General features: G+C 43.8%; 15 protein-coding genes. 1 reads left to right on the top strand and 14 read right to left on the bottom strand.

Translation table 11 applies throughout. From position 1 onward, the window contains the following. Positions 1–159: 159 nt before the first annotated feature. The 14 genes from SOI44_RS09915 to SOI44_RS09855 form a co-directional block, all read right to left on the bottom strand. Entirely contained in the window at positions 160–1,551 is a 1,392-nt protein-coding gene (locus SOI44_RS09915) for an HD domain-containing phosphohydrolase (RefSeq protein WP_331349054.1), read from the bottom strand. Between the two features lie 147 nt (positions 1,552–1,698). Beyond that, positions 1,699–3,132, bottom strand: coding sequence for a PhoH family protein (locus SOI44_RS09910; protein ID WP_331349053.1), 1,434 nt, complete (start codon positions 3,130–3,132; stop codon positions 1,699–1,701). A 95-nt stretch (positions 3,133–3,227) separates the two neighbouring features. Beyond that, entirely contained in the window at positions 3,228–4,085 is an 858-nt protein-coding gene (locus tag SOI44_RS09905) for a DUF2971 domain-containing protein (protein ID WP_331349052.1), read from the bottom strand. Between the two features lie 89 nt (positions 4,086–4,174). Continuing rightward, on the bottom strand, positions 4,175–4,330 hold the full coding sequence (locus SOI44_RS09900) for a hypothetical protein (RefSeq protein ID WP_331349051.1): 156 nt from the start codon (positions 4,328–4,330) through the stop codon (positions 4,175–4,177). Positions 4,331–4,970: 640 nt separating this feature from the next. After that, complete coding sequence (locus tag SOI44_RS09895; protein WP_331349050.1) at positions 4,971–5,318, bottom strand: hypothetical protein; 348 nt, start codon at positions 5,316–5,318, stop codon at positions 4,971–4,973. 106 nt (positions 5,319–5,424) lie between these two features. Next, positions 5,425–5,853, bottom strand: coding sequence for a hypothetical protein (locus SOI44_RS09890; RefSeq protein ID WP_331349049.1), 429 nt, complete (start codon positions 5,851–5,853; stop codon positions 5,425–5,427). A gap of 4 nt (positions 5,854–5,857) precedes the next feature. After that, complete coding sequence (locus tag SOI44_RS09885; RefSeq protein ID WP_331349048.1) at positions 5,858–6,268, bottom strand: UPF0158 family protein; 411 nt, start codon at positions 6,266–6,268, stop codon at positions 5,858–5,860. A gap of 105 nt (positions 6,269–6,373) precedes the next feature. Further along, positions 6,374–6,607 carry a DUF6398 domain-containing protein gene (locus SOI44_RS10430; protein ID WP_442914589.1) on the bottom strand — a complete coding sequence of 78 codons (234 nt, stop codon included), beginning with the start codon at positions 6,605–6,607 and terminating at the stop codon, positions 6,374–6,376. A 93-nt stretch (positions 6,608–6,700) separates the two neighbouring features. Beyond that, positions 6,701–7,054 carry an arsenate reductase family protein gene (locus SOI44_RS09880; RefSeq protein ID WP_331349047.1) on the bottom strand — a complete coding sequence of 118 codons (354 nt, stop codon included), beginning with the start codon at positions 7,052–7,054 and terminating at the stop codon, positions 6,701–6,703. A 23-nt stretch (positions 7,055–7,077) separates the two neighbouring features. Then, entirely contained in the window at positions 7,078–7,497 is a 420-nt protein-coding gene (locus SOI44_RS09875; RefSeq protein ID WP_331349046.1) for an SWIM zinc finger family protein, read from the bottom strand. Positions 7,498–7,970: 473 nt separating this feature from the next. Continuing rightward, positions 7,971–9,023: a PDDEXK nuclease domain-containing protein gene (locus SOI44_RS09870; protein WP_331349045.1), complete on the bottom strand. Its 1,053-nt coding sequence runs from the start codon at positions 9,021–9,023 to the stop codon at positions 7,971–7,973. A gap of 139 nt (positions 9,024–9,162) precedes the next feature. Next, positions 9,163–9,642, bottom strand: a complete 480-nt coding sequence (locus tag SOI44_RS09865; RefSeq protein ID WP_331349044.1) for a hypothetical protein — start codon at positions 9,640–9,642, stop codon at positions 9,163–9,165. A gap of 596 nt (positions 9,643–10,238) precedes the next feature. Continuing rightward, complete coding sequence (locus SOI44_RS09860) at positions 10,239–11,096, bottom strand: poly(ethylene terephthalate) hydrolase family protein (RefSeq protein WP_331349043.1); 858 nt, start codon at positions 11,094–11,096, stop codon at positions 10,239–10,241. Between the two features lie 79 nt (positions 11,097–11,175). Beyond that, entirely contained in the window at positions 11,176–12,135 is a 960-nt protein-coding gene (locus SOI44_RS09855) for an alpha/beta hydrolase (RefSeq protein ID WP_331349042.1), read from the bottom strand. 252 nt (positions 12,136–12,387) lie between these two features. Here SOI44_RS09855 and SOI44_RS09850 point away from each other — a divergent pair, with 252 nt between their 5' ends. Further along, positions 12,388–12,894 (top strand): TetR/AcrR family transcriptional regulator, encoded by a 507-nt coding sequence (locus SOI44_RS09850; RefSeq protein WP_331349041.1) that lies wholly within the window; start codon positions 12,388–12,390, stop codon positions 12,892–12,894. Positions 12,895–13,030 lie beyond the last annotated feature (136 nt).

Below are 13,030 nucleotides of genomic sequence, written 5' to 3'. Positions count from 1 at the left end.
ACAAGTATGTCATGAATCAAAGAAAGAATACGTTATCATGGCTGGAAGTGAATCAACTGGTGAAAAACCATCATTACACTATCATCTATGCAAGGAGCTAAAATTCACTGATTTGTTAATATGCCCTTCTTCATATCTTTTGGCTTCCCAAACATTCTTTCATTCTTCTATCAGTTGATACCCGGTTCCCGGCATATCACAAACAGGACATCTTTCCGGTGGATTTTCACCTTCATATACATAGCCGCAGATCGGACATTTCCAGCGTTTTGTGGATGCTGACTGGCTGCTGTCTTTCCGTTCGTTAATAGATTCTTTCTTCTGTTCTGAACGGAAGATCTGGTCAATGTCATTGGTAATGCCGGCATCAATCTTTCCCTGGCTCACCATGTCATACATGATTGCCATTGTCTTCTCATGAGACAGTCCCTTCTTATATGGACGCTCTTCTGTCAGAGCCTGATAAATATCAATGCATGCCATCAGTCTGTCTTCGAAGCTTAACTGATCAGCAGACAGTCCTCTTGGATATCCGCTGCCATCCAGTTTTTCATGGTGGTTGGATGCCCATTCGGTAATATCCTCAAAGCCATGAATCTGATGCAGGATACGATAGGTTTGAGAGGCATGGTTCTGCATGATCTCAAATTCATCACTTGTCAGTCTGCCTGGTTTTTCCAGGATGTCATTGGAAATGATCAGTTTGCCAATATCGTGAAATGCACCGGCAACATAGTATCTCTGGACTTTGTCTTCATCCCAGCCATAATGCCGTGCCATGATTTCTGCCCTTCTGGCTACACCAAGAGAATGGCTCTTTGTAAAACTGGACTTGTCATCCACGATGCCGGCAAAAAAGCCAGTGATCCGACGGATTTCCGGCCAGTCAAACTGACGGAAATTATCCGGAATGTCAGCCTTCAGTTCTGCATCAACACCATATTGTTCCACATGATGAATACAGGACATTGAGAAGCTTTGATCATAGAGATTCACAGCTTTTTTGGTAAATGCCTTTCTTTCTTCAGCGTGCACATAATTGCTGATCTTTTCATGATTAACTGCTTTGATATCATCAAGATGGAATGTGACATCAATGGAATCGGCCAGATGTATCAACTGTGCCATCAGTGGAATCTGATCTGCTGGGATGCCGAAGGCACCATGGCCGTCTGCTCTTTCATGATGGTAAAGAATGACATGTTCCGGCTTTGTGTTAAATGGCAGCATTTCCACCCATTCTTCTCCGGTCTGGCAGTGTCCGCGGAAAGAATCTGTCTTTTGATACAGTGATTTTTCGTTTTCTGCTCCCTTATCAACGTAGCTGTTCACAGAAGAATCCAGATATTTCACGATGGCATTGTCATGGAGGAGGGCAAGCCCGGTCAGATCGATCAGCTGCTGTGCATTCATCCCGGCTGCCTGCCCCATCTTTTCACTCATCCAGGCAACCCGTTTGCCATGTCCATCCAGCACATTCTGGTATTCTTTCTCCACGGCATCAAGTGCTGAAGAAAGTGCATACAGCATATCCGTAAAATTCAGCCGCATATCTGATCCTCCCCCTGGAACGCATCCACATCGTTTTGTTATTCTACCATGATGGGAAAAAGGACAATATCCGTTTGAAGAGTAATATCATATTGCACATGCAAAGAAAAAGCAGTCATCTGATCGTGGCTGCCTGATCTTCTCACATTATTTCTTCATTCTTTCAATCGCATATCTGACAAGGTCTGATCTGACAACATCCTGCTGGTCAAAGGCAACCATGGCAACTCCCTTGCCGCGCATCTTGTTCCAGACAATGGACAGACCTGAATTGTACTTATCAAGCAATGGATTATCGATCTGGCCGATATCGCCAACCATGACAATCTTTGTGCCTTTGCCGCATCTGGACAAAACATCAAATGCCTGCTGTTCATTGAGATTCTGTGCTTCATCAATCAGGAAGAACCGGCTGGTCAGGTTGCGTCCTCGGATATAGAGCATCGGCAGTACATCAACTGCTGTATTGAAGATATCATTGACCTGCTGCTCGATTTCATCTTTATCGGCTGATTCGCCATCCTTTTTATTCCTGAGCAGGCTTTCAATGGAATCTTTGACTGGCAGAATCAAGGGTTCCATTTTATCTTCGACGCTGCCTGGCAGAAAACCAAGATCCTCCTGTCTGTTCAAGGCATTGGAACGGGAGATGATCATGCGTTCATAACGTCTGTTCTTCTTTTTTGTGTATGTCTGGTCCAGACCTGCTGCGACCGGAAGGAAGGTCTTGCCGCTGCCTGCGGCACCAGTCAGACAAACAAGCGGGATCTCATCAGCCGGGGCAAGCAGTGCATACATCGCCATCTTCTGCTGGATATTCAGCAGTTTCTTGATGCCGGATACGTGATTCAGATCACTCTCCCGGATCAGCTTCAATTTTCCTTCTTCATAGATGGCAAGCGCTGACTGGGATCCGCTTTTGAGTACAAGAAATTCTTCATCATAGAGATTCTCTTTGTTTTCAAATGGAATCCAGGGCTGCTCTGTACTTTCTGCCTCATAGAGTTCTGAGATCAGTTCGGGATCTGCATCCTCGATGATCTTATAGCCACGGTATTCATCCACCGTACTCTTGCTGAGATGGTCATTCTTATATGCTTCAATGCCGATATGTACATTGGCATAGCGGAAACAGATATCCGCATTCAGCCGGCAGGAAACATCATTTGTTACAAAGACATAATGTTTTCTTGGATGCCGGTGAGCCAGATCAATGCAGGTACTGATGATCCGGTTGTCTGGCACATTCAGGCTGAAGCCAATGGGCAGGTTTTCCTGTTTGACGCCATCTGGTTCAATCAGAATATGTCCTCTGGCCAGTTTGACACCCTTGACCAGATCGGAGTTGCCTTTTCTTTCTGCCTCATCACGAAGATGATCTACCACCCTGATAAAATCTCTTGCGTTGTATCCCGTTTCACCGGGGGCTGTCTTGTGTTTGTCCAGTTCCTGCAGAACTGTACCGGGGATAATGATGTCGTTGGCATCCTTCCCGCCCAGAAATCCATTCAGAATCTTACTGCCGCCGCCTGTTCCAGCGGATAAAATCACATTTGTATCCAGGATAAAAGATTTTTTCAAGGTGCTCTGTCCTCCTGCATTTATTGTAAATTTACGCAGGTTTTCTTTCCCTCCCTGGCCTGTTAAGCAGACAATAAGATCTTGTAAAGCAGCTCCTAATAGCGCAGCTTGATGCTGGAAAGATCCACCGGCACATCATAGCCAAGCTGTTCCAGATACTGCACCATTCCCTTTCTGGCAAGATCTACATGATTCTTAGGAGCAATCATGATCTGAGCCAGCGGCATCCTTTTCTTCTGGTCCATGCGGATCTCAATATACGGTAACAGAAAGCCGCCCTTTTCCCGATAATGGATCGTGCTTTTATCAGGATTGCGGAAGATCAGTCGATATTCATTTTCAGCGCCAAATTCAGGCTGCTTGAAAAATAATGCGTAGATATTCAAAGCTTTCTGCAGCTTCTTTCGATACACTGAGAATTCTCTGCCATCAGGATCTGTAATGCCCGCCTGCATGATCTTTTCAAATGACATGCCGACTTTGGAAGGCAGCTCATCCCGCAGCAGTTCCCGGATACATTTTTCCTGTTCAGACAATGCATAGATAACACGGCCATGATAATAAATCTTCTGGGCATTATCGATGCTGGAGATCAGATCAGTGCCATGAAAGCCAAGATTATATCCGGTCTGATCACCGAATTCTGACCACAGGGTGATGTTGTCACGGTCCAATGAAAAAGAGAGAACAAAGGTATCATGGCGTTTGACTTCCTCCATGGTATCAATGATCTCCCTGCTGAGCATATTCCGCCATGATTCTTCCTGAATCCGATCCACAACATGATGGGCAACATGACTGACATAATCCATCTCATTTGTATCATTGAGAAAACTGCTCTTGGTAGCATAGAAAACACCAGTCTTTAGGATACTTGCCGCACTCATGCACTGCGTGTAATGATACAGATTCTGATTCTCACTGATCCGATCCAGATTCAGATATTTCTTCATACAATCCTCTGTCTCCACCTTCATTTTCCAGAACGATGTCCAAGAGCATAATACTGCAGATCTGCATCTTCATGTTATGGAAACGTATTCTATTTTTCTGGCTCAGAAACCGATCTGATGATCAGAAAGATGTTGATGATAATGCCTGCCATGATCAGCACAAATGACTGCAGGAATACACCCAGAATACATAATTCCAAAGAGGTGATAGCAATGAGCAATACTGTTAACTTGTTGTCTTTCATAACCAAATTGATATCCCCCGAAAAATGATAACGAACACAGCTGAGAACTTCTGCAGCAATTTGCAGAAAGCTTTTACACTGATATAATACTGGGAAAGCCAGCCTTTCTTCTTCATTTCGCTTTTGTTGCATTCCTTTACAATGCCAGCCCAGTATCGTAACTGCATAACATGGGTAACCCGCTCCTTAAAGACATCACTTTCCTTTGCAGAGTCTCTCTCTTCAACAGATATGGACTATCGTGCGCTTACGTCCAATGAAAAACAGAGAACAAAGTCACTGACATCAGTTCATAGGGTAATCCTTGCGAAGAATATCCATCAGTTCTTTGTAAGATTAGATCTTTCCAGCCTCAAACATCTCGGAAGCATCTTCAAACCACTGCATTCATTATTTACCTTAAAATCTATAGTGCGTCACTTGTATGACCCAATTTTGCCAAGACGTATCATTATGAATGTGCAAGCTTTACTGCAATTTCAGGTCATCCACGGCATAGCATATGGTGTACTCTGCAATATCAGGATCGGCAGGAATATGGACATCAATCCATACGCCTTTCTCATCAATATCGCTGACGATTTTACATCTTTACGCCTAAATCTGCCTTTTTGAACCTTCGTGATTACATCATCATCAATCACCATAGCACCTGATTCTTTACATCAGCCTCATAGTATCCAGGATAGTCCCGCCGGAAAGTTATCAGCCCGTTCATTTCCTTCCATGCATCGTACCAGGCATCCGGGATAGCATCATCAAGCTGTACTTCTCCAACGGAATCGCAGAGGACGCCTTCTGGTTTGAAATACCGCTTAAGAGCCGTATTCGCCTTACGCTTCTCGGCATTCTTCAGCAGCTCCAGTATCTCATCTGCCTCAGTTGCCGTCAGTGCAGCGCCATACAACGTGTAATAATCTACATACTCCTCATCCTGATCCTTTGTCCACTCGCGGAGAAATACAAGCGGATATGCTTCCGTATCCATCCTTGCTATCACAAACCGACAGTGTTTATGATTCGTGACGATGATGCCGTAACACTGATGAAATCTACGGGGTATGTACGCATGGCAGTCTCTTTTTTCTTGGCTATCATCGTTCAAATTCTTTTCCAAGCATTTCATATCCAATCCTTGCTCCTTCGTCTGCTACTTCCGCAACAGTCAGTACAGCTTCATGCAATGCTTCAATCGTTGTGAACGGAATTTCATAATAGACGTCCAGTTCGAATGATGCGCCATAGTGTTCCACCTGGATATGGTGATCAGGGAATTTCTCGCGGACTGCTTTTGCCACCCGATTTGCCTTGCGGATTCCGGTATAACAATTTCCACAATAATCAGTAATCAGCACCTTGCCATTGAACACCTGGCATACATGGGTGAAGCTATGCTTTATGTTCTTAAGATTGACATACACATGAAAGCCATTCTGATCATTCTGATAGCTGATCCCAGCATCAGTAAGAAACCTCTCATAGTCCCGGTATATCCGCTTTGTAAGCACTCCATCTCTTAACATACCTTTACTCCTCGTATTCGATCTCGTTCTCTTCGCACCAGCAAGCAGCTTTACGTTTGTATACTGCTTCCTGATAGTCATACCATTCCTGCTCAATACCCATTCTGCGGATATCGTCTTTGAAACGACCGAAAGCACCGCGGCCGCAAATAGCAGAGGAGAGCTTGTCACGGACAGCACCGGAAAGCGTATCTATGAAGGATTCCATGATATCGTATTCATTGATATCAAAGGAAGATGGCAGCCGGCAGAAGCCGTGCTCATCCAGCCGGTCATAGACCTCTTCTTTTTCTGCACTTGTCATGGTCATATCGCTGACCCATTCAATCTTCCCGGTTTCCAGGTCAAGGAAATATTCAGAATACCGATCCATCATTTCGATAGCATCAACGATGTCTGATAACTTTACTTTCATAACGTCACCCACTAAAAACGAAACATTCTTCCCAATCCTTTATATTATTCAGTTCTTCCCGAATAGCCTTTGCTTTTTCTGACATACCGCTCTTTGACACATTGGCTATGAATTGACTTCATCAGCAATAAGAGGATACTTTGGTCTGTCCATCAGAATATCTGTGCTGCTGTCGAGGCTGCAGTTCTTGGCTATTGCGTACACAATTCCCGCGCTCAACATATTATTGCTGCCCTTGGCCATGAGTTCCGCCCACTTTCTGCAAAACTTCTGTAATGCATGAATGCACAAGGCCTTGTAATCATCATCCGTCTTTTCATTGCAGAAAGGAATGATCATGGGCTATGACCGCGTACATTCCTTATATGGCTGTGGAATGTTTGCGGGAATATCTATTGTTTTCTGATCATCCATAGGACTCTCACCATTCCTTTACAGCAATTTCTCCTCCCATTCTGTTTTCTTGAACCCAGTCAGCACAAAATCATCACCAACCAGCAGGGGACGCCTCACAAGCATACCATCTGTTGATAAGAGCTTGATCTGCTCATCTTTGCTCATGTCCGGAAGTTTCTTTGATAAACCCATCTCCCGGTACGGAATGCCGCTGGTGTTCCAGAATCGTTTCAGAGGCAGGCCGCTCTTGTCGTAATATTCACGGAGCGCATCCTCATCCGGATGATTTGATTTAATGTCAATCACAGCGTGTTCGATACCGTGCTCATCCAGCCATTTCAATGCTTTCTTGCAGGTTGTGCATCTGCTGTAACAGTATACCTTCAGCATGATTATTCTCCCTCCGTGTCTTGTCAGTACTTTCGATTTTCCTGATCAATCAACAGTTGCAGATACCGTTTTTGAAGTTCCGCCTTTGAAAGGCTCTTTACATACTTCTCCAGATCTTTCTGATGCTGTATTTCACGTACTTTTTCCTCTTTCTCCCAGGCTGCGACCTGCTTCATGAAGCTTTCCTCGGCTCCGGGTATGACAGTGAAGTACAGCGCCACCATATGCTTGCAAATAACCCTCCGTCCGGCAGCAAACGGGCAGTCACAGGTAGAGCGGCGAGGATGGGAAAGGTCAAGATGGATATGATAGAGCTTTGTTCCCTGCACAGATCCGGAGTAAGTATCCTTGCCAGTCTGCTGCCAATCCTTAACCCTCTTATCCTTGTAATAATCCAGTCCGCGCCATACGGAATCTCCGCTGGCAAGATCCAGTAACGACATCCTTATCCTCCTTGCTATCAGCCTGCATGATTCTCTAATGAACTTTCCGTACGTGCTCTTAGCACAATTTCTGATTTTCTGCGGCGTTCCGCAGGCTGCAATCCAGCCGCCCGTATCACCGCCAACTGAACTCATAACAATAATGTAATCAAAATTCAGGATCACATCCAGATCATGTTCAATCACAATCTCCGTCGCTCCATTATCGATCAGCGTCTGGAAAACAGCCAGGAGGGTCTGTGCATCCAATGAATGCAGCCCAATGGCAGGTCCATCAAACACACAAATGGAATCCGACTACGCTTTGCCCATTTCACTGGTCATTTTAAGCCGCTGTGCCTCAACAATGAAAAGTCATCAGGTTCGCAAATTGATCACCTTCAGGTATTTAAGGTCCATTCAGTACTCTGTCATAGCTTCGCCAATTCTGTCAATACTCTACCGTTGTATTGCAGACTAAATCCCTTTTCTTATTAATCTTCCTTACTGTCATCCTGCTCATGCTGAAGATAATATACTCTCTTTTGCTTCTCGATCTCCCGGCGAAGCTGCTCCTTTGTCGGAAGATAAGTCAGGTATTTTGACATAAACAGTCTGTTGTTGTCATGGAGAACAGAATAACGTGCAATATCCTCATCAGTTTCTGAGCACACGAGAATACCAATGGTAGGATTGTCTCCATTTTTTCTTTTCATGTCATCATACATCCTGACGTACATATCGATCTGTCCAACATCCTGATGGGTGATCTTTCCCATCTTGAGATCAACAAGAACATAACACCTGAGCTCAATATTGTAGAAGACCAGGTCAATATAGTAGTCCTCTGTTTCAGTTACAATTTGCTGCTGACGGGCAACAAATGCAAAGCCTCGACCCATTTCCATCAGAAAGTCTCTGATATGCGAGAGAATCGCCGATTCCAGATCTGATTCTAGGTAGGAATCTTCCGGACGAAAGCCAAGGAATTCCGCCATAATCGGGCTCTTTAGCAATTCGGCTGGCCTGTTCTCTGGCTGAGCTGTCTTCAACTTCATCTCAGTAACAACTTTTTCTTTATCTGGAGATTCCAGGAGCCTGTAATAATACTGTGTTGCAATATTTCTATCAAGAGTTCGCGAGCTCCAGTTTTCCTTTGCTGCTTCATTCAAATACCATAAGCGAGCACTTTCATCATCTACGCGCAGCAAAGAACGAAGATGTGTCCAACTAAGATTTTGAACGCGCGCGTTCAAAATCTCAAAATCAGGAAAGTACTGATAAAACTTGACGTAATAGTATAGATTTCGCGCGGAAAACGCCCTGCCGAATTCACGGGTTAGTTCTTTAGCAAGTTCCGGAATTAGACTCTTCCCATAGAGGTCGGCATTATCATTTCCTTTTATTTCTTCTGCAATTCGTTTACCTAGAGCCCAATAAGTCACTATCATCGCTTTATTTGCGGCAGAATATGCATTTCCACGGCCTTGATCGATGATAGTTTTCAGATCTTCAATCAGGCTTTTTTCTTGCTTCTGATTTTCCATAGGTTGAGCTCCTCTCTTGGTTCATTACTATTGATTCAATATTCAGTATTGCTGCTATCCCGATTCCATTCATAAAACAATCTGTTTCGTTAAACTAAAATTTAAAGAACATGCAGCACTGTTATTCTGCATACGAAAGTTATTTTGTCTGCTCCCAGGAGTCGATCATTTCAACTTTTCCGGTTCGTCCCATCAGCTGATAATATCTGCGCCAATTGCTTAAGCTTTCAAGTGATATGCAGGCATTTTCAAGCATTACCTTCTGATCAATATTTTCAATTTTCAGGCTGCAATCATAGACTTCATTACTATTTCGGATTTTAAATCCTCCCATCACGTCAATATCAACGCCATCTACAACGAATTCATAATAACAGGTTGTTTCATAGATCCCTTTTTCAGATTTCTGAAGTTTCCCCATCTTGAATAGTATATCTTTCACAACAGGAGCCTGCTCCTCCAGCACCATGATGTCCAGATCGTGGAATTCATTTACGATTCCACGGAAATACAGCATCGTTGAGCCGCCTAACGCCCATGTAAGTTTCCGGTTATTCAATTTGATCGCTATCTTTTTTAATACGCTCAGCTTATCCTCTATACTCTTCATATTACTCATTCTGCGCCTATCTCTATGAACCTGGAGTGCAGATAAATTACGATTTGTTTGTACAAAAAACTTTATCAAAATCAATCGGCACCGTAAATGTCTTCAGATGCCAAAATGGTATGAGGTCGCAATTTGCGACCTCAATATACTTAAATCAAATTTCTTATCATACACTGACAGACTCTAAAGATAATTTCCTGATTTTTCAGGATGATTGAGCTTCATAAAGTCATATAACTAAAAGCTTTTTACCAGTTCAAAAACCGAAATGTTTTCGACATGCCCCGAGACAGTGGAAAACATAATCACGCCGTCCGACTGTTTGTGGAAACATATCTAAAATCAGCCTCTGTTTGCGGGAACATATCTAATATTTGTCCCTGTTTGAGGAAACATGTCTTAACTCAGGCATTAAATGAGGAAACATATCCAAAGGAATCAGGCGAAAACAGATATTTGAAACATGTTGTACAGCGGTTTCCGGTCTTCATTCTTAACCCTTATTCTGCAATATGTATCATCTGATCCTGATACAGATCATTCGTCATGATCTCAGGCGATTCTCCGGTGAAAGCTTTTGCCGCCTCTTCATCTCCCTGCAGCTGTCACCTGAACCATGCCGTCATATATGCATCAAATTGCAGATAGGAATCACCATGATCGACACCCTTTTTGCGGAAATAGGCTTTATCAATGTCATCCGGAAGCAAATTGAAGTTTTCCTGTAAACTCCAAAGCGGACAGATGCCCTGCATGATCCCTGCTTTTTCATCTGATTTCTGATCAGGAGACTCCGCCGTTCCTGCATCAAAGGATCCTGTACCGGCAGTCAGCAGCGTCGGAACATGTACCTTTGAAATGTCATATTCCCATCCATTTTCAAAGGTTCTGGTATGGTAAGACGAAGTAGCACTTACCGCATATACTGTCTTAATCATGTCTGCATGCGGCTGAACAAAAGCCATATTGAATACAGCCGGGCCGCCCTGTGAATGGCCGCCAATACCGATCCTGTCCAGATCAATTCTCTGATACAGCTTGCTGTCAGACTTTTCATTCTCCGCCATCAGCATATCGATCCCCGCATTCAAAGATGCCCCGGTTCTTGTATTTTCATCATCATTTGAAACAACAATGAATCCCCAGGAAGACAGATGTTTCAGAAAAGGTGTGTATGTTTTGGATTTGGATCCGGTTCCGTTAGCCCAAAGAACCACGGGATATTTCTCTTTACTATCTTCAACGGCTTCAGGATAATAGATGACAAATCTGCCAATCTGCTGATCCCCTGAGGTAATCTCAAGCTTTGCCACTTTATAGGATCCCATCGGGGTATATTGCTTTTCTATCTCTCCGACAGGATTCGAGTATTTATAATACTTCTCACTTTTCTGCTTTGCTATCATGCCAAGCACAATCATGATCACTGCCACGACAGCCAGAACGATAAGAATCACTTTCATTATTCTTCTCAATACTTTCTTCATTCTTCTTCCAGCTTTCTCGCGTCAATTGACTTCCATGCATTTTCTTGTTTTTCCATCATTTTACCGGCATATACTTATCCAGATAGGCATCGACTGTCTGGATCCATTTCAGTGATATGGCGTTATCATTCTGCAGGCCGTGCCCGGAGTGCGGCAGTTCAAAATATTGATAATCAACGTTATTTTCTTCGAGTGCTGCTTTCAGACGTTTCGATGCTGCAAATGGCTGAACCTTGTCACAGGCACCATAAGCCACAACCGTCGGCACTGGATTGTTGGCTACCCATTCTGCTGCAGCAATCGGCTTAACCTTTTCCAGATAAGAACCATCTTCAATTTCTTCCGGAGTAATCTGTTCCCCGCTCATCACACTGAACAGACTGGCGGCCATCGTTCTTTGCTCTTCTGTTTCGGTTCCGGCGCCAAAGATGCCCCAGTCCTCCGCATAAAAACTCGATGGGCCTACGCCTCCAAATGTCAGCACAACCGGGACGGGCGCATCCTTGCCATCCCGATAGGCATAAATCATTGCCAGTGTGTGACCTGCCGAACCTCCGGCAATCGTCATTTTATCAATCGGATAGCCAGCTTCCTTTGCAGCTTTGATTACCTTTGGAATGGCTTCTTTGATCTCATTTGACTGAGTCAGAACACTGGCTGTGTTTGCATCTGTACGCAAAGTATAGTTGATCCCGGCTGCCACATAACCTTTCGAACAGACCCAGGAAAGCATCTTTTCATCCCCGCTTTTATCCCCGGATGTGAATCCTCCCGCATGGAGATAAACGGCTAAGCCATAGGATTCTTTAGAATCATCCTTCGGCAGATACAGATCGAATTTCTGAGATGTTCCATCTCCGTAAGATAGATCTTTCTGAAGCGTACCAAGTTCATCGCTCCAGCTGACGGAATATTTTTTCATCTCTTCAGATTGTATGTTCTTTGAAGCAATACCAGCCGCAAAGGATCCCAGGAACAGAACAATGCTGAGAGCAATAAATGTGCCTCTTCTCATAATATATTTCCTCCGAATAAGGTCCCGCCCAGCAACATATCCAGCACTGCCCGAACGGCCAAGCGTCCAAGAACAAACCCGGCTGTGATCACGACTGCTAATATAATCCATCTTGTCTTAGTCATATAAATCTCCTTGCATTTTTGATGGAACAAATGTATCATCACTTTGACAGTACAAATGTACCAGAAGAAGCACCACATTTCAACAGATCCAATTAAAATGGTACAAACAAGGAGGCTTTGTTCCACCATGGGAAATCAGGAAAGAAATACATACGTTTGCAATGCCATCACCGATACTCTCCTTGACTTATTGAAAGCAAAGAAATTAGACAACATCAATATCGGGGAAATTACAGAAAAGGCACAGGTTTCAAGAAACTCCTTTTACCGCAACTTCAAATCGAAGGAAGACATCCTGCGTCATCGAATCCGAATGTATCTGCAGGAATGGAGCTCTTTTGTAGAATCAACAGGGAGCAATGATCCATCGACCATCTATGGTCAGCTTTTTGCCATTACTGAGCAGCATAAGGACTTCTTCCTGCTTCTTAAAGATGCCGGCCTGCTTTATCTGCTGCAGGATGAATTCTTTAAAAACTTTGGTCCCAGTGAAGAAGATGACGAAGGCGTCGCTTATGCTAAGGCATTCTTTGCTTACAGTACGTATGGCTTTCTGGAGACATGGATTAAGAGAGGCATGAAACAGACGGCAGAAGAAATGGAGAGTATGCTGAAAAACGCGGACAGTAACTGATTATTTTACAGAAGGACATATTAACAAATTGGTGAATTCTGTGGCTACTGTACTTGTTCATGTACAGTAATGTTAAGCTGGTTGATTATCTTCATTCATGTGAGGTGAATTCCATGGATGGTGAAACAATTGGCAC

Source organism: Lactimicrobium sp. (assembly GCF_036453465.1).
Classification (GTDB): Bacteria; Bacillota_I; Bacilli_A; order Erysipelotrichales; family Erysipelotrichaceae; genus Bulleidia.
The sequence above is the reverse complement of the archived record's forward strand: the minus strand, read 5'-3'. Positions and strand labels throughout refer to the sequence as shown.